The sequence below is a fragment of the Streptomyces sp. NPDC097107 genome (assembly GCF_044762405.1).
GTDB classification, from domain to species: domain Bacteria; phylum Actinomycetota; class Actinomycetes; order Streptomycetales; family Streptomycetaceae; genus Streptomyces; species Streptomyces thinghirensis.
This window is the reverse complement of record NZ_JBIWEF010000006.1, coordinates 459247-474788: the sequence shown is the minus strand read 5'-3', so window position 1 is coordinate 474788 and position 15542 is coordinate 459247. Positions and strand designations below refer to the sequence as shown.

At 72.8% G+C, this 15542-nt stretch carries 14 protein-coding genes and 1 pseudogene; 7 read left to right on the top strand and 8 right to left on the bottom strand.

What is annotated here, in order from left to right; genetic code table 11:
- Positions 1–36: 36 nt before the first annotated feature.
- Positions 37–2847 carry an AAA family ATPase gene (locus tag ACIQ1J_RS17655; RefSeq protein ID WP_403557558.1) on the bottom strand — a complete coding sequence of 937 codons (2811 nt, stop codon included), beginning with the start codon at positions 2845–2847 and terminating at the stop codon, positions 37–39.
- Positions 2848–3191: 344 nt separating this feature from the next.
- Positions 3192–3914, bottom strand: a complete 723-nt coding sequence (locus ACIQ1J_RS17650; RefSeq protein ID WP_403557557.1) for a class I SAM-dependent methyltransferase — start codon at positions 3912–3914, stop codon at positions 3192–3194.
- Between the two features lie 356 nt (positions 3915–4270).
- Between ACIQ1J_RS17650 and ACIQ1J_RS17645 the strand changes: the two are divergent.
- From ACIQ1J_RS17645 to ACIQ1J_RS17630, 4 genes and pseudogenes are all read left to right on the top strand, one after another.
- Positions 4271–4432, top strand: a pseudogene (locus ACIQ1J_RS17645) (amino acid permease); the annotation flags it as partial.
- A gap of 323 nt (positions 4433–4755) precedes the next feature.
- Positions 4756–5748: a dihydroxyacetone kinase subunit DhaK gene (gene dhaK, locus ACIQ1J_RS17640; protein WP_403557556.1), complete on the top strand. Its 993-nt coding sequence runs from the start codon at positions 4756–4758 to the stop codon at positions 5746–5748.
- A 49-nt stretch (positions 5749–5797) separates the two neighbouring features.
- Positions 5798–6397: a dihydroxyacetone kinase subunit DhaL gene (dhaL, locus tag ACIQ1J_RS17635; RefSeq protein WP_210960926.1), complete on the top strand. Its 600-nt coding sequence runs from the start codon at positions 5798–5800 to the stop codon at positions 6395–6397.
- Complete coding sequence (locus ACIQ1J_RS17630) at positions 6390–6800, top strand: PTS-dependent dihydroxyacetone kinase phosphotransferase subunit DhaM (protein WP_386520530.1); 411 nt, start codon at positions 6390–6392, stop codon at positions 6798–6800. The genes dhaL and ACIQ1J_RS17630 overlap by 8 nt, the downstream gene beginning before the upstream one ends.
- Before the next feature lie 109 nt (positions 6801–6909).
- Here the strand turns inward: ACIQ1J_RS17630 and ACIQ1J_RS17625 are convergent, their stop codons facing one another.
- Positions 6910–7554, bottom strand: coding sequence for a TetR/AcrR family transcriptional regulator (locus tag ACIQ1J_RS17625; RefSeq protein WP_403557555.1), 645 nt, complete (start codon positions 7552–7554; stop codon positions 6910–6912).
- A 130-nt stretch (positions 7555–7684) separates the two neighbouring features.
- On the opposite strand from ACIQ1J_RS17625, the gene ACIQ1J_RS17620 reads away from it, so the two are divergent.
- Positions 7685–8446, top strand: coding sequence for an SDR family NAD(P)-dependent oxidoreductase (locus ACIQ1J_RS17620; RefSeq protein ID WP_403557554.1), 762 nt, complete (start codon positions 7685–7687; stop codon positions 8444–8446).
- A gap of 30 nt (positions 8447–8476) precedes the next feature.
- Here the strand turns inward: ACIQ1J_RS17620 and ACIQ1J_RS17615 are convergent, their stop codons facing one another.
- Positions 8477–9331, bottom strand: coding sequence for a glycoside hydrolase family 75 protein (locus ACIQ1J_RS17615; protein ID WP_403557553.1), 855 nt, complete (start codon positions 9329–9331; stop codon positions 8477–8479).
- 237 nt (positions 9332–9568) lie between these two features.
- Between ACIQ1J_RS17615 and ACIQ1J_RS17610 the strand changes: the two genes are divergently transcribed.
- Entirely contained in the window at positions 9569–10573 is a 1005-nt protein-coding gene (locus tag ACIQ1J_RS17610; RefSeq protein WP_403557552.1) for a fibronectin type III domain-containing protein, read from the top strand.
- A gap of 163 nt (positions 10574–10736) precedes the next feature.
- Complete coding sequence (locus ACIQ1J_RS17605) at positions 10737–11288, top strand: hypothetical protein (RefSeq protein ID WP_403557551.1); 552 nt, start codon at positions 10737–10739, stop codon at positions 11286–11288.
- A 13-nt stretch (positions 11289–11301) separates the two neighbouring features.
- Here the strand turns inward: ACIQ1J_RS17605 and ACIQ1J_RS17600 are convergent, their stop codons facing one another.
- The 4 genes from ACIQ1J_RS17600 to ACIQ1J_RS17585 form a co-directional block, all read right to left on the bottom strand.
- Positions 11302–11853, bottom strand: a complete 552-nt coding sequence (locus ACIQ1J_RS17600; protein WP_403557550.1) for a PadR family transcriptional regulator — start codon at positions 11851–11853, stop codon at positions 11302–11304.
- Between the two features lie 46 nt (positions 11854–11899).
- Positions 11900–13915: an FAD-dependent oxidoreductase gene (locus ACIQ1J_RS17595; protein ID WP_403557549.1), complete on the bottom strand. Its 2016-nt coding sequence runs from the start codon at positions 13913–13915 to the stop codon at positions 11900–11902.
- Between the two features lie 112 nt (positions 13916–14027).
- Positions 14028–14396: a hypothetical protein gene (locus ACIQ1J_RS17590; RefSeq protein ID WP_403557548.1), complete on the bottom strand. Its 369-nt coding sequence runs from the start codon at positions 14394–14396 to the stop codon at positions 14028–14030.
- Positions 14397–14499: 103 nt separating this feature from the next.
- Complete coding sequence (locus ACIQ1J_RS17585) at positions 14500–15378, bottom strand: hypothetical protein (protein ID WP_403557547.1); 879 nt, start codon at positions 15376–15378, stop codon at positions 14500–14502.
- Positions 15379–15542 lie beyond the last annotated feature (164 nt).

Below are 15542 nucleotides of genomic sequence, written 5' to 3'. Positions count from 1 at the left end.
GGCCCCCTACGGCGGCGGGCCGGGCCGGGCGCGCGGTCAGCCGCCCGGCGCGCAGTGTTCGGGCATCTTCGCGCCGACCCCGGGCTCCGTGGCCAGGCAGGCCCGCAGATCCGCCCGCCCGGACAGGCGGAGCTTGCGGTAGACGCGGGTGAGGTGCTGTTCCACGGTGCTGACGGTGATGAACAGCTTTCCGGAGATCTCCCGGTTGGTCTCACCGGCCGCGGCCAGTTCGGCGACGCGCAGCTCCGCCTCGCTGAGCATGGCGGTGTTCAGCCGCTGGTCGGGGACGGCCGCCGTCTCCTCGGCGGCGGTGACGGCGCTCTCCGGCAGGAGGGTCCGGGCCAGGCGTTCGGCGCCGCAGCGCACGGCGCTGTGCCAGGCCTGCTGACCGGTGACGCGTGCCCTCGCCGTGTCGTCGGCCTCCTGGTGGGCACGGCTGAGGTCGGTCAGCACCAGGAAGTGCTGGTACCGGTCGCGCCCGTCCGCGACCAGCTCGGCCGCGTCGGTGAGCACGTCGCGCCGGCGACTGCGGTCCACCAGCCTGGCGTACACGCGCAGGTGCGCGCCGCGCAGGTGCGGGTGCCGGCCCCGCGCCTGGTTCAGCTCGCTCTCGGTGACGCGGCGGGCCTCGCCCCGGTCGCCGAGGGCGAGGGCCGCCTCGGCGTGGCCCAGCCGCCAGGGTGCGAGGACGGGCGGGGCCAGGCCCCAGGAGCGGACGCGGTCCTCGCAGGCCCGGAAGTCCCGCTGGGCGGCCGTGTACTGGCCGACGGCGAGGTGGTGACGGCCCCGGGCCTGGAGGTAGTGCAGCCCGTACAGCGTCTGGTACGTCTCCGGGTGCACGCTCCACGAGAGGTGCTCCGCGGCGCGTTCCGTGTCGCCCCGGGCGGTGTGCACGGCGACGAGGACGCTCAGGGGCAGCCCGAGGGCGACTCCCCAGGCGCGCGGGGCCAGGTGCGCGAGGGCCCGCTCGGCCAGTTGCTGTGCGCCCGGCAGGTCACCGCGCCGCCGGGCGATCTCGGCGCAGACCGCCTGGTGCATGCCGCGGGACAGGGGGGTGGCGAGCCGTCCGGGGTCCTGGACGGCCCGGGCGACCCAGCGCTCGGCGGGGCCCAGCTCCCCCGCGTAGAGCAGGGCTTGCAGCACCGCCCCCGCCGTGTCACCGGTCAGTCGCCGGTCGGCCAGCACCTCCTGGGCGGTGGCGGGGACGTTGGCGTGGCCCGTCTCGCACAGGGCCAGGGACAGCGAGGTGAGCGGGCGCAGTGAGGTCGCGGAGGTTTCCAGGAGCCGGTTCAGCAGGTGCTCGTCGGCCCGGCGGATCCGGTCCAGCAGCCCCGGGTGGCTGAGCCGGGCCCAGTCCAGGAAGTGCTGGATCTCGGTGCGCAGCGGGCCGTCCGCGCACCGGTCGGCCACGTCCAGCAGCATGGTCACCGCGTCCTCGATGTGCCCGTGCCACAGGAAGACCGTCAGCAGTGTGAGCGTCTCGGCGTCCGGGACGTGGCCCTTCTGCTGCAGCTCGAAGCACTCCTGGAAGTACTTGGTGACGCGGGCGGGGTTCTGCCGCCATCCGACGCGGAGGAACTCGCTGACGACGAGGCCCCTCTCCTCGTCGGTGAGGGCACCGCGCAGCGCCAGTCGGAGGCACTTGAGGGCGAAGTCCCAGTCGTTGTGGCCGACGGCTTCCCTGGCCGACTCCCGCAGCACGGGGATGGTCCAGGGTTCGGCAACGATGTCGGCCGCGATCAGGTGGCGGGCCACCTGGAGGGAGCTGTGCCCGTCCGCCTCCAGCAGGGCGGCCGCCGCATGGCGCAGTTCCCGTATTCCGTGGAACTCCGGGTCGGCGAGGACGACTTGGGCGACGCCCGGGTGGCGGAAGCGGAACCCGCCCAGCACGCCGGCCGCTTCCAGGTCCTGCAACTGCCGGGTGACGTCCTCGGGTGTGCTCCCGAGGAGCTGGCACAGCAGGTCGAGGCCGGCCGCGGGGCCCAGCAGGGCGATGCCGCGGGCCACCGCCATGGCCTGCGGGCCGCTGCGGTGCAGCGAGGTGAAGACGGCCAGCGCGGAGACCTTGCCGGGCGTGGGCACACCGCCCCTGGTGGTCTCGGGGCCGCCCTCGTCGGTGAACCGGGTGGAGGACCATTCCTGGATGAGGGCCCGCAGCGCCAGCGGGTTGCCGCCGCTGTAGCGGTAGTAGTCGGCGGCGGCCCGTTCGGCCACTTCGGGTCCCAGGCTGTCCGCCACGACCTCGGCGACGCCGACGCGGGACAGCGGGCGCAGGCGGACCCGCCGGTAGTGCGGGGCGCGGAGCAACTCGGCGTGGAACAGGGGCATGTGCTCGTAGGAGGAGTCGGATGCCACGAGCACCATCATGATGCGGGCCGTGCGGCAGAGCCGGACCAGGTGGAGGATGCCGTCGAGGGAGTCGGGGTCGGCGTGGTGCAGGTCGTCGATGACGATGAGCAGCGGTGACCGGTGGGAGTACCGGGCGATCTCCTCGGCGGCCCGCACCGGGCTCGGCGCGACGGCTCCGCCGGGAACCGGACGGGCGTCGTCGACTGCGTCGGGCTTTTCACCGGCGAACATCCCGGCACTTCGCTGTGCTTCGGGCCGCAGACTGCCGGTGAGCTGCTCGAATAATTCCCGGTGACCCTGACTTCCGGTCAAGCACATGCGCGCTCGAAGGACTTTCAGTTCACCTTCTTCAGCAATCTCGGCCAGCGAATGCGTGAGTTCTGTTTTACCTACGGCGACGGGTCCGGTGATGACGGCGACGCCACCACCCCGGCCGCCGTGGACACACCCTATGAGTTCGCCCAGTTCGGAAAGTATGCGTGCACGTTCGACCAACATGTCTCTCCCCGTGTTCCCCCTGTTGACCGCGAGCGTCCCCTGTCCCTGACACAACTCGCCCGGCGGCCAAAGCACCCGGTTACCCACACTGCTCGATTTCGCGCGTGCCGGCACTCCGTGCCGACTGGCGATAACACTCCTGCACCCCGGTGACCCACCGTGATGCTCTACCAATCGCAAGCGTTCCGTCAAGGTTCTGCAAAAGGGATTCGCGGCGGCCGGCCTCGGCGTACGCGGGCGTCCTCCGCCGACGGACACGTTTCTCCCCCGGGCGGCACCCGGCGGTCCGGCTTCCGCCCGCCGCGGGTCAGGAGAAGGAGCGGGTCAGCCGCCCTGAGGGGTCGTCAGCCGCCCCGCGCCCCGGTCCGGGGCACGGCCACGAAGACTCCGCGGTCGGCGCGGCCCGCCGGCAGCAGCGAGGCCTCCAGGCCGGCCCGGGTGAAGGCGTCCTGGTACTCCTCCAGGGAGTACAGGGCGAGGTTCTGATGGTCGACGAAATGACGCACGCCGTCCGGCTCGGAGACCAGATAGTGCATGTCGACCTGGGAGCGGTCACCCTCGGTGCGCCAGTGGCCCATCCGGGAGATGGTCATGCCCTCGTGCCCGACGGTGGCATGCGCCAGCACCCCGCCGTTCCACTTCTCGCGGAGAATCCAGGGCTCGACGACGAGCACCCCGCCGGGGGCCACGTGGGCGGCCATGCGCGCCGTCGCCGCCCGCAACTCCTCGGGACCGCCCAGGTATCCGACCGAGCTGTACATCGAACACACGACGTCGAAGGTCCGACCGAGGTCGAAATCCCGCATGTCGGCCTGGTGCACCGCGACGTCACCGAGCTTCCGGCGGGCCACCCGGACCATGGAGTCGGAGAGATCGACACCGGTCACCGAGAATTGCTTGGCGAGGTACCTCAAATGTTCGCCCGTACCGCACCCCACGTCCAGCAGGGTCCTGGGACTGTCGACATGCTGTCGAGCCAGATCGCCGATCAGCTCGGCGTGCTCGGCATAGTCGTAGAGGGCGCAATAGACCCGATCGTATACATCGGCGAACTGGTCGTCATACAAGCTTGCTCACCCTGTCTCACTGAGAACACGGAGGAGCCCGCGCATACCGGCCGTCCTCGCCAGCTTCCCCCGAAGCGCAACTGCCAAGCTACCAGTCGGTTTTCACCAATATCGGCACGCTATCACAGGAGACTGACGCTGTCACATTGTCATACTTACTTCTACGGGCCACCGATGACTACATGCGAATTCGCGTAAGAGAATAGATCAAGCCTTGCAGGGTGCCGTCCACGCAGGACCGGCCGCCGCGCCCTTCCCCGTAGAGAATCACGACGTGCCGGAGCACTTTGCCATCCGGTGTTCAACCGGCGGTCGCGGGGCGGAATCGGCGGCTCCTCGATCCTCTGCCGATACGGGCCGCCCCCTACCCGGCCTCCGGAGGCGCCTTCGTCCACGGCCGTGAACGCCTGGGTGACTTCTGGGGCTGCCTGGCCGGCTGGGCGTTCGTGGTCGGCAAGGCCGACTCCCGCGCGGCGATGGCACTCACGGTCGGCTCGTACGTGTGGCCCGGCCAGGCCACCGTGCACGGCATCGAACCGTCGCTCCCGCGTTTCCGTCCCGACGAGCGCGACATCCTGGTCCTCGACAACTACCGCTGCCGGCACGGGCACGACGGCCACACCGGTGGACGCACCGTCCGCATCCTCACGGCCCGCGGCTCCGACGCGAACTGAGGCAGGCGTCTCGCTCACGACCGGGGCGCGCCCGAGGCGTCTTCGCGCGTGACCTTCACCGCCGCAAGGCCGATACTGCCGACAGCGGCGCCCCGACCGGACCCGCCGGACCGCCCGCCCTGACGCCTCGTCATCGAGGTCAGTACCGAGTCACCCAGGAGGTACCCATGAGGATGCTCATCAACGTCCCGGAGACCGTGGTCGCGGACGCGCTGCGCGGTATGGCGGCCGCCCATCCGGAGTTGACCGTGGATGTCGAGAACAGGGTGATCGTGCGGCGGGACGCTCCCGTGGCCGGGAAGGTCGCCCTGGTGTCGGGGGGCGGCTCCGGGCACGAGCCGTTGCACGGCGGGTTCGTGGGGCCCGGGATGCTGTCGGCGGCCTGTCCGGGTGAGGTGTTCACCTCGCCGGTGCCGGACCAGATGGTGCGGGCGGCGGCGGCCGTGGACAGCGGGGCCGGGGTGCTGTTCGTCGTCAAGAACTACACCGGTGACGTGCTCAACTTCGACATGGCCGCCGAGCTGGCCGAGGACGAGGGCATCCAGGTGGCGAAGGTACTGGTCAACGACGACGTGGCGGTGACGGACAGTCTCTACACGGCCGGGCGGCGCGGTACGGGGGCGACGCTGTTCGTGGAGAAGATCGCCGGGGCCGCGGCGGACGAGGGCCGGCCGCTGGAGCGGGTGGAGGCGATCGCCCGTCAGGTGAACGACAGCTCGCGCAGTTTCGGTGTCGCGCTCAGCGCCGTCACCACGCCGTCCAAGGGCAGCCCGACCTTCGACCTGCCGGCCGGCGAGCTGGAGCTGGGCATCGGCATCCACGGGGAGCCCGGCCGGGAGCGGCGCCGGATGATGACCTCGGGCGAGATCGCCGAGGCCGCCGTGGACGCGGTGCTGACGGACCTCACCCCGCGCAACCCGGTCCTGGTCCTGGTCAACGGCATGGGTGCGACGCCGCTGCTGGAGCTGTACGGCTTCAACGCGGAGGTTCAGCGCGTACTCGGCGAGCGCGGTGTCGCCGTCGCCCGCACCCTCGTCGGGAACTACGTCACCTCGCTGGACATGGCGGGGGCGTCGGTCACCCTGTGCGAGATCGACGAGGAGCTGCTCGGACTGTGGGACGCACCGGTGAACACGCCCGGTCTGAGGTGGGGCATGTGACGGTGGACGGGGAATGGATCGGAAAGTACCTACCAGGCAAGGAGATCCTGTGCTCGACGCCGACTTCTTCCGCCGTTGGATGACGGCGACCGCCGCGTCGGTCGACCGCGAGGCGGAACGGCTCACCGCCCTCGACTCGCCCATCGGCGACGCCGACCACGGCAGCAACCTCCAGCGCGGGTTCACGGCCGTGGCGGCCACGCTGGAGAAGGAGGCGCCCGGCACACCCGGCGCCGTACTGATGCTCGCCGGACGGCAGCTCATCTCCACGGTCGGCGGTGCCTCGGGGCCGCTCTACGGGACGCTGCTGCGCCGCACCGGCAAGGCGCTCGGGGACACCGCCGAGGTGAGTCGGGAGCAGCTGGCCGAGGCGTTGCGGACGGGAGTGGACGCCGTCCGGACGCTCGGGGGTGCCGCGCCTGGTGACAAGACCATGATCGACGCCCTGGTGCCCGCCGTGGACGCCCTCGGCGACTCGTTCGCCGCGGCCCGCGCCGCGGCCGAGGAAGGGGCCGAGGCGACCGTGCCGTTGCTGGCACGCAAGGGCAGGGCGAGCTATCTCGGCGAGCGCAGCATCGGGCACCAGGACCCCGGGGCGACCTCGGCGGCACTGCTCGTCGCGGCCCTGGAGGAGGCGGCCGGTGAGTGACGAGAAGCTGGTCGGGATCGTGCTGGTGTCGCACAGCGCCGAGGTCGCCGCGTCCGTGGCCGAACTGGCGAAGGCGCTGTCGGGCGGTGGCGTGACGGTGCCGATCGCACCTGCGGGCGGGACCGCGTCCGGCGGATTCGGGACCAGCTCCGAGCTGGTGTCCGCCGCCGCCGCGTCCGTGGACCGGGGCGCGGGGGTCGCCGTCCTCACCGACCTCGGCAGCGCGGTACTCACCGTCAAGGCGCTGCTCGCCGAGGGCGACGAACTCCCCGGGAACACCCGTCTGGTGGACGCCCCCTTCGTCGAGGGCGCGGTGGCCGCGGTCGTGACGGCCGCGACGGGCGCCGACCTGGCGTCCGTGGAGGCGGCGGCCGCGGAGGCGTACTCCTACCGGAAGGTCTAGCCGTCCGGAGGGTCCAGCCGTACAGAAGGGTCCAGCCGCGAACGTCCGGTGCCCTGGGGGGCGGCGGCACGGGCCGCCCCCGCCACGCCACCGGCGTGGTGCGGGTGCGTCAGGTGAGGCCGCCCGCCGCCGCCCGGACAGCGGTGCGCAGGGTCGTGGCCAGTTCCGCTCGCGCGGTCGCGGCGTCGGCGGGGGTGCCGGCCGTGTGCCAGGCGTGGTGCTCGACCGCCGCACGCAGCGCCGCGTTGAACATGGCCGCCCAGATCGCCGGCCGCAGGTCGCCGGCGGGTAGTCCGGCGCGCTCGGCGAGGGCGCGGGCGAACGCCGGTTCGGCCTCGTCGTAGGTCTGCAGCCAGACCGCGCGCAGGCCCGGTTCGGTGCGGGTCAGCCGTACCAGTGCCCCGACGGTGGCGTGGGCCGGTCCGGCGAGGAGCCGGTCGTCGTCGGAGGTCCGCTGCTCGAAGTCGAAGACCTCGTCGAGGGGCCGGCCGGGCCGCCACTGCCGCAGCGAGTCGGCGATCAGCTCGACGCCGGCCGCGAGGAGCGGGCGTACGCAGCTCTCCTTGGTCGGGAAGTAGCGCCACACCGTGCGCGCCGAGATGCCGGCCGCGCGGCCGATCTGCTCGCCCGTGGTCGCGGCGACCCCCTGGGTGACGAAGAGTTCCACGGCGGCGCGGGCGATCGCCAGCCGGATCTCGGCCTTGCGTTCCTCGGTCAGGGGCGGTCGTCCTGTGCGTCCGCGAACTGCGGCCATCTATTCCTCCGGCGCCGGTGGTGGTCTCCCGGAATTCTCCACGACTACTTTTTGTCTCTCACCGACAATAAGTCGTAGGCTGGCCCGGCAGCGGGCTCCAGCCCCTGGACCTCACGAGAAGGAGCACCACATGAGCGGCGGACCGGGCGGGCGCAGTGTCATCGTCACCGGAGCGGGATCCGGCATCGGGCGGGCCGCCGCCCTGGCCTTCGCCGCGCAGGGTGACCGCGTCGTGCTGGCCGACCTCAACGCCGAGGGCGCGGACGCGGCGGCCCAGGAGATCGAGGGGGCGGGCGGCACCGCCGTGGCCGTGGCGGGCGATCTGAGCGAGCAGGCCGTCGTCGACCGGGTGACGGCGACCGCGGTCGAGCGGTTCGGCGGGATCGACGTCCTGGTGAACAACGCCGGGATCATGGACCGGATGTCGGCGCTCGCGGACGTGAGCGACGCCGAGTGGGAGCGGGTGCTGAGGGTCAATCTCACCGCTCCCTTCCTGCTGACCCGCGCGGTGCTGCCGCACATGCTGGCGGCGGGCCGGGGTGCCGTGGTCAACACCGCCTCCGAGGCGGCCCTGCGCGGCAGCGCGGCGGGCGCCGCCTACACGGCCGCCAAGCACGGCGTGGTGGGGCTGACCAAGTCGCTGGCGGTGATGTACCGGGGGCGGGGCATCCGCGCCAACGCGATCTGTCCGGGCGGCACCCGGACCGCCATCACCGTCGACCCCGCTCAGGGCGCCCACGGGCCGGCCACGCTCGGCCCGCACTTCGTCAACCTCGGCCGGGTGTCGCGGCCCGAGGAGCAGGCCGCGGCGATCGTGTTCCTCGCCTCGGAGGCGGCGAGCAACATCAACGGCGCGATCCTGCCCGTCGACGACGGCTGGTCCGCGGTCTGAGGCACCCCGCGGCCACGGGGCGCCGGGGGTTCACTCGCCGTCCACGAACCCCCGCGCCAGGCGCTCACCCGCCTTCCCGGCGGCGGCCTCGTCCTCGACGGGCTCGACCTCGCTGCCCTTGAAGACGATGTACGTCACACCGGAGGCGACACCGCCCCCGTGCGGGTCGGCCGGGATGCCGAGTGACTCGGCGGCGGCGTAGGAGGCCTCGCCGATGAGGTCGCGCGGGCCGACGTCGCCGACGACCGCGTAGCGCACCCGGTCCCCGTGGACGACCGCCGCGACCGATCCGCCGCGGACGTCGCTCCCGCGGTGGTCCCAGATGTCGCTCGGCTCGGGCACGACGACGTAGGGCAGGCGTTCGGCGTCCAGGGGACGGCCGTCCGACCGGGTGTAGGCGGTGGCGGGGGTGAAGTGCGGGTCGGTACCGCTGTTGCAGTGGTCACCGGGCCGGCCGTCGCAGTCGACGTCCAGGTCGGCCTTCCAGTACACGGCGTCCCGCGTTCCGCAGACCGGGATGTCCGCCGGCGCCCCGGCGTCGGAGCGGTAGCGCCCGCGCGAGACGGGGTCGCAGTCCCGCACCCTGGCCAGCAGGTCGGCGGCGCGGACGGGTCCCTGCTGCCGGGCCTCCTTCGCCCCGTCACCGGCACCCGCCCCGGCTCCGGGCCGGATCCCGGAGGGCGGAACGAGACCGGCCTCGGACGGCGGGACAGGTCCGACCCGGGTGCCGGCCCTGCCCGCGCGGACCGGCGGGGCCTCGTGCCGGTGACCGGGGCCGAGCTGGGCCTGGGGGCCGGGGCGGGGCGGGAGCGGAGGTCCGGGGAACGTCGTGGGGGCGAGCAGGGCGGCGCTGGCCGCGACCAGTGTCAGCGACTGGACACGCACTATGTGGCCTCTCCTGGGGGACAAGGACGGTCACTCGGCCACATCTGTCCCCGAATCGTGCGCGCGACCACCCTTTGTGGGCCAGACGGTGCACGTCCGCGCACGGCGCGCGACCGGGGTCACCGACCACGCCCTCTTGATGTGATCGCATCACAAGCGCATATTGGTCCGGACCATTGCTCTCGAGCCGGAGAGCCGAAGCCGAAGCCGAGCCGAAGCCGTCCTGGAGGCAGAGCCGTGCGAGACGCACCCGTTCCCGCTGTTCCCGCCCCCGTCTCCGTACCGCGCCGCTGTGCCCTGCTCTGCGGCACACTCGTCCTGGTCACGTCCTGCGGCTGGGGCATGGGCGACGACGGCGGCGAGAGCGGCGGGCCACCAGGGGCGCCGACGGGCGTCACCGCCGAGGCGGGCAGCGCCACGACCGTGCACGTGATGTGGAACGCCGTCGCCGGGGTCGAGACGTACGAGGTCTATCGCGGCGGCACGCTGATGAAGAAGGTGGAGGCGTCCGACCGCATGGTGGACGTCACCCGGCTGCGCCCCTCGACGGCCTACGCCTTCACCGTGCGGGCGCGCGACGCCGACGGGCGACTGGGGCCGCGCAGCCAGGAGGTGCGGGCGACCACCCCCGCCGCCGTGGCCGACGACTCCGCCCCGACGCGCCCGGCGGACGCCCGCGGCCGGGCGGCGGGCAGCCGGGCGGTCCAGCTCACCTGGTCCGCCGCGACCGACGACCGCGGGGTCGTGTCGTACGACGTCCACCAGGGCGGGACGAAGGTGCACAGCGTCGGCGGCGGCCAGACGGCGGCCGTGGTCACGGGCCTGCGCCCGGGCACCCGGTACTCCTTCACGGTCCGGGCGCGGGACGCCGCCGACAACGTCTCCCCCGCCAGCGCCACCGTCCGGCTCGCCACCTCGGGCTCCGACGACGGCCGCGCCACCGCGCCCACCGGTCTGCGCGCGGCCTCCCACCACGCCGACGGCGGCTACCACATCGACCTCACCTGGACCCCGCCGCGCACCGACGGCCTGGTCACCGAGTACCAGATCCACCTGGACGGCCGCCCGGCGACGTCACTCGTCTACGGCGCGGACGCGCCGCGCGACCGGGCGGAGTACAGCTTCTACGCGGGGCCGGAGGCCGGGGTCACGCACCGGGTGCGGGTCCGGGCCAGGCTGTCCGACGGCACCTGGGGCGGACTGTCGGCGGAGCGGAAGGTGACCACCGGCGACGGCGGGTGACGCCCCGGCGGTCGTGCGGCCGGCCGGCCCGTCACCTGGGCGGTCGCGCTCGGCATGCGGGCACGGCCGCCGCCCTGTTGGCTGCCTGTGGGCAGCACGGGCGTTCCCGATCTCGGCGGCGCAAGGGATGTACCGCCGACCGTGCCGCCGGAGGGCAGTCCACATGCGCATCTCATCGCCACTACTCCGCTCCGGCCTGACCGCGGCAGCCGCCGCCGCGCTGCCCGTCGCCCTGGCCGCCGGGCCGGCTTCCGCGGGCCCGGGGATCTCCGTGAGCACCACCGGGACCACGGTGTCGGTCACGACCACCGCCTGCGCCCAGCTCAACGGCAGTTGGGGCACCGCCTCGCTGCTCACCGGCAGTCAAGGGGACTTCGCCCAAGGGCGCCAGGTGGCGCTGTCCGGAACGAGTTCCGGACAGTCCGCCTCCTGGGCGGGCATCAGCCCGGGCACGTACACGGTCATCGTCATGTGCTCCAACAACAGCACCGCGGGCGCCCAGACCGTCATCGTCTCCGCGGCACCCTCTCCTTCGCCCAGCCGCTCCGCCTCCCCCGCACCCTCCGCGTCGCCACGCGGTGTCATGGGCGGTATCGGCGGGGCCGTCCAGGACTACGGCACGGCCACCCTGGTGGCGGGCGGCGCGCTGGTCGGCACGGGCGTCATCGCCGCGGCGTGGTTCCTGCGCCGCCGCCAGAAGCCGTACCGGTTCTGAGCCGTGGCCGCGCTCACTTCCGCTCGTCACCCGGCAGCCCGGCGAACTCCGCCAGCGCGTGCCTGAGCCACTGGGTCCAGAAGGTCTCCAGGTCGATGCCGGCGCGCAGCACCAGGTGCCGCAGCCGGTCCTCGGCGCTGTCCCTCTCGGGCGGGAAGTCCCGCTTCTCGATCTCCTCGTACTCGGTCAACTGCCGTTCGTGCAGATCGAGATGGCGGCGCAGGTCCGGTTCGATACCGGTCGTGCCGACCACGGCGGCGGCACGCAGCCGCAGCAGCATCGTGTCGCGCAGGGGCTTGGGGTCCTGTGCGGCGGCGGCCCAGCGGGTCAGTTCGGCGCGGCCCGCGGGCAGGACCTCGTAGGACTTCTTCTGCCCGCGGGCCGGCTGCTGGCCCGGCAGCGCGCGGATCAGGCCGTCCCTCTCCAGTTTTCCCAGCTCGCGATAGATCTGCTGGTGCGTCGCCGACCAGAAGTAGCCGATCGACCGGTCGAACCGGCGGGTCAGCTCAAGCCCCGACGACGGCTTTTCGACCAGGGCGGTGAGGATCGCGTGCGGGAGTGACATGGGCTCATCCTAGGGACGGCCCCCGCGCCTTCCGGCCCGCGCGGCCCTACAGCGCCGCCGCCAGCTCGGTGCCCTGCTTGATGGCGCGCTTGGCGTCCAGTTCGGCGGCCACGTCGGCGCCGCCGATGAGGTGCGCGCTGCGCCCGGCGGCGACCAGGTCGTCGTACAGGCCGCGGCTCGGCTCCTGACCCGTGCACAGGACGACCGTGTCGACCTCCAGGACGGTGGACTCGTCGCCGATCGTGATGTGCAGTCCGGCGTCGTCGATCCGGTCGTAGCGCACGCCCGGGACCATGGTGACGCCGCGGTGCTTCAGCTCGGTGCGGTGGATCCAGCCGGTGGTCTTGCCGAGGCCGGCGCCGACCTTGGACGTCTTGCGCTGGAGCAGGTGCACGGTGCGCGGGGGTGCGGGGCGCTCGGGCGCGGCGAGGCCGCCCGGCGCTCGGTAGTCCATGTCGACGCCCCAGAGGCGGAAGTACGTCTCGGGGTCCTCGTGCGCCTTGTCGCCGCCGTCGGTGAGGTACTCGGCGACGTCGAAGCCGATGCCGCCCGCGCCGAGTATCGCGACGCGGTCGCCGACGGGGGCGCCGCCCCGGAGCACGTCGAGGTAGCCGACGACGCTCGGGTGGTCGACGCCGGGGAAGGCCGGGGTGCGCGGGGTGACGCCGGTGGCGACGACGACCTCGTCGTGGCCGGCGAGGTCGTCGGCTCCGACCCGGGTGTTCAGCCGTACGTCGACGCCGTGTTCCGCCAGCCGGGTACGGAAGTAGCGCAGCGTCTCGTCGAATTCCTGCTTGCCGGGGACCTTGCGGGCGACGTTGAGCTGGCCGCCGGTCTCGCTCGCGGCGTCGAAGAGGGTGACCTCGTGGCCGCGTTCGGCCGCGCTCACCGCACAGGCCAGTCCGGCCGGTCCGGCCCCGACGACCGCGACGCGCTTGCGCCGCCGGGTCGGGGCGAGAACCAGCTCGGTCTCGTGGCAGGCGCGCGGGTTGACCAGGCAGGAGGTGATCTTCCCGCTGAAGGTGTGGTCCAGGCAGGCCTGGTTGCAGCCGATGCAGGTGTTGATGGCCTCCGGTCGGCCCGCCGCGGCCTTGGCGACGAAGTCGGGGTCGGCGAGCATGGGACGTGCCATCGACACCATGTCGGCCGTGCCCTCGGCGAGCAGCCGCTCGGCCACCTCGGGGGTGTTGATGCGGTTGGTGGTGACGAGAGGCACCGACACCTCGCCCATCAGGCGCTTGGTCACCCAGGTGTAGGCGCCGCGCGGCACGGAGGTGGCGATGGTGGGGATGCGGGCCTCGTGCCAGCCGATGCCGGTGTTGATGATGGTCGCGCCGGCCGCCTCGACGGCCTTGGCGAGGGTCACGACCTCGGCGAGGGTGGAGCCGCCCGGGACCAGGTCCAGCATGGAGAGCCGGTAGACGACGATGAAGTCCTCGCCGACCGCCTCGCGCACCCGGCGGACGATCTCGACGGGGAGGCGCATGCGGTTCTCGTAGGAACCGCCCCAGCGGTCGGTGCGGTGGTTGGTGCGCGCGGCGATGAACTCGTTGATCAGGTAGCCCTCGGAGCCCATGATCTCCACGCCGTCGTAACCGGCCTCGCGAGCGAGGCGGGCGGTGCGGGCGTAGTCGTCGATGGTGCGCTCGACGTCGGCGTCGGTCAGCTCGCGGGGCACGTGCGGGCTGATCGGCGCCTGGAGGGGGCTGGGGGCGACGAGGTCGGCGTGGTAGGCGTAGCGGCCGAAGTGCAGGATCTGCAGGGCGATCCGGCCGCCCTCGCGGTGCACGGCCTCAGTGACGACCCGGTGCCGGTCCGCCTCCGCCTCGGTGGTGAGCTTGGCGCCACCCTCGTACGGCCGGCCCTCGTCGTTGGGGGCGATGCCGCCGGTGACGATGAGGCCCACTCCCCCGCGGGCCCGGGCGGCGTAGAAGGCGGCCATGCGCTCGAAGCCGCGCTCGGCCTCTTCCAGGCCGACGTGCATGGAGCCCATCAGGACCCGGTTGGGCAGCGTGGTGAAGCCCAGGTCGAGCGGGCTCAGCAGGTGGGGGTAACGGCTCATCGGGCCCTCCGCGGCGGTGTCGTGCCTCTGTTGTAGAGGACGGCCGCCTCTTTGTGCAACTAGTTGCACAAAGAGGCGGCACACACCACACCGCCGCGTCGGCGGGCCTCGGTCAGTGGCTCTCCAGCCGTACGTGCAGTTCCCGCTCCTGGTCCCCCGAGGCCGTACTCAGGTCGTGCACGGTGAACAGGGAGTCCAGGGTGGTGCGGAAGCGCTCGATCGCCCAGTAGCCGCCCTGCACGTCGGCCTCCACGGACTCCCTGAGCCGGGCGGGGTCGCACTCGCCCCGGGCCTCGGCCACGTCGAAGGTGCCGAGCCACACGGTGGGGCGCACCTCGTGGTAGTCCCGGGGCACCTCGTCCGAGCGCCGGTCGGACGAGAAGCACGTGCACAGGGCGTCGAACACGGTCCGGGCGTCCTCCTTGCTGCACCCGCTCAGCTCCACCGAGACGGACTCCGGATGCAGTCGCTCACCGTCCATCGTGATCGCTCCTCTCGTGGCCCATACCACCAGAAAAGCACCACCTGCGGCTGAGCACTACCGGCACGGTCCGGCCGTGACCGTGCCGGTGGCGGCGGACGGGTCAGCCCCGCGTGAAGCGGTAGGTCCTGCTGTCCGTCAGCACGCAGAAGCCCGGCGACACGACGATCACGCGCAGGGTGCCGGTACGGCGGTCGTAGTCGATTCCCTCCGTCTCGAAGCCGCCGGAGCAGGCGCTGCGCAGGGGCAGCTGCCGCAGGGCGGTGACATGGCCGGTGACGTCGGCGGTGCCGTTCGGCGCGGCGGACAGGTCGATCCGCAGCAGGGGCTTGGTGATGCCGAAAAGGGTGCCCGCCGGGTCGTCGGAGGAGCACAGCAGCGTGGTCGCGTCGAGGAAGTCGCAGCCCTGGACGTCGCGCACGGCGTGGTCCAGGTGGACGGTGGCCGCCTGCGGGAGGTTCGCCGAGGGCGAGGTGCTCGCGTTGACGCCGGGCGTCGGGAAGACCAGCAGCCGGTTCATGGTGCCCCACTCGCCCGCCAGCATCCACTGGCCGTCCGGGGAGATCGCGGACCAGGAGTTGTTCAGCGCCTCGCCGGGGCTCAGTGTGTGCACGTACTCCGACCAGCGCCCGTCCGGCGCCTGCACGCGGAACATCTTGGTGTTCCCGTCGTCGCGCTGGTACGGCTCGACGTAGTGGCCGTCGTAGGAGGCGTCGGGGTCGCCGACGTGGTTCCAGCCGCGGGCGCCGAGGCTCAGGGGGATGGTGCCGATGCCCGTGTAGCGGTTGGGGCTGCCGGCCGGGACCTCGACCGAGGCCAGGCCCTGGCTCTCGGTCAGCGGGTCGGCGCGGTCGGAGCCCACCTCGGTCCAGGTGTCGGCGGCCGGGGCAGCGGCGGACGGACCGGCGAGGCCGAGGGCGAGGGCGAGGGCGGCGAGGCCGGTCAGGGCGGCATGACAACGTTGCCGGGCGCGCAGGGGCATGGGCGGGCTCCTCGGTGGGGGGTGGAGCGGTACGCACTCGGCGCACAGTCTGTCCCGACGCTGCGGTCATGTACAGACCAACACCGGCCGTGCTCCGTGCGGCGGCCGCGGCCGTGCCGGGTGATGCTGGAAGGAGACGGCGGAGCCTCGGAGAAGCGGCCCTG

Bases quoted from the DNA above. Each gene is read 5' to 3' on its own strand.
- ACIQ1J_RS17625 (WP_403557555.1), bottom strand. From the start codon at position 7,554: ATGGCCGCAGTTCGCGGACGCACAGGACGACCGCCCCTGACCGAGGAA.
- dhaK (WP_403557556.1), top strand. From the start codon at position 4,756: ATGAGGATGCTCATCAACGTCCCGGAGACCGTGGTCGCGGACGCGCTG.
- ACIQ1J_RS17585 (WP_403557547.1), bottom strand. From the start codon at position 15,378: ATGCCCCTGCGCGCCCGGCAACGTTGTCATGCCGCCCTGACCGGCCTC.
- ACIQ1J_RS17605 (WP_403557551.1), top strand. From the start codon at position 10,737: ATGCGCATCTCATCGCCACTACTCCGCTCCGGCCTGACCGCGGCAGCC.
- ACIQ1J_RS17595 (WP_403557549.1), bottom strand. From the start codon at position 13,915: ATGAGCCGTTACCCCCACCTGCTGAGCCCGCTCGACCTGGGCTTCACC.
- ACIQ1J_RS17655 (WP_403557558.1), bottom strand. From the start codon at position 2,847: ATGTTGGTCGAACGTGCACGCATACTTTCCGAACTGGGCGAACTCATA.
- ACIQ1J_RS17590 (WP_403557548.1), bottom strand. From the start codon at position 14,396: ATGGACGGTGAGCGACTGCATCCGGAGTCCGTCTCGGTGGAGCTGAGC.
- ACIQ1J_RS17620 (WP_403557554.1), top strand. From the start codon at position 7,685: ATGAGCGGCGGACCGGGCGGGCGCAGTGTCATCGTCACCGGAGCGGGA.
- ACIQ1J_RS17600 (WP_403557550.1), bottom strand. From the start codon at position 11,853: ATGTCACTCCCGCACGCGATCCTCACCGCCCTGGTCGAAAAGCCGTCG.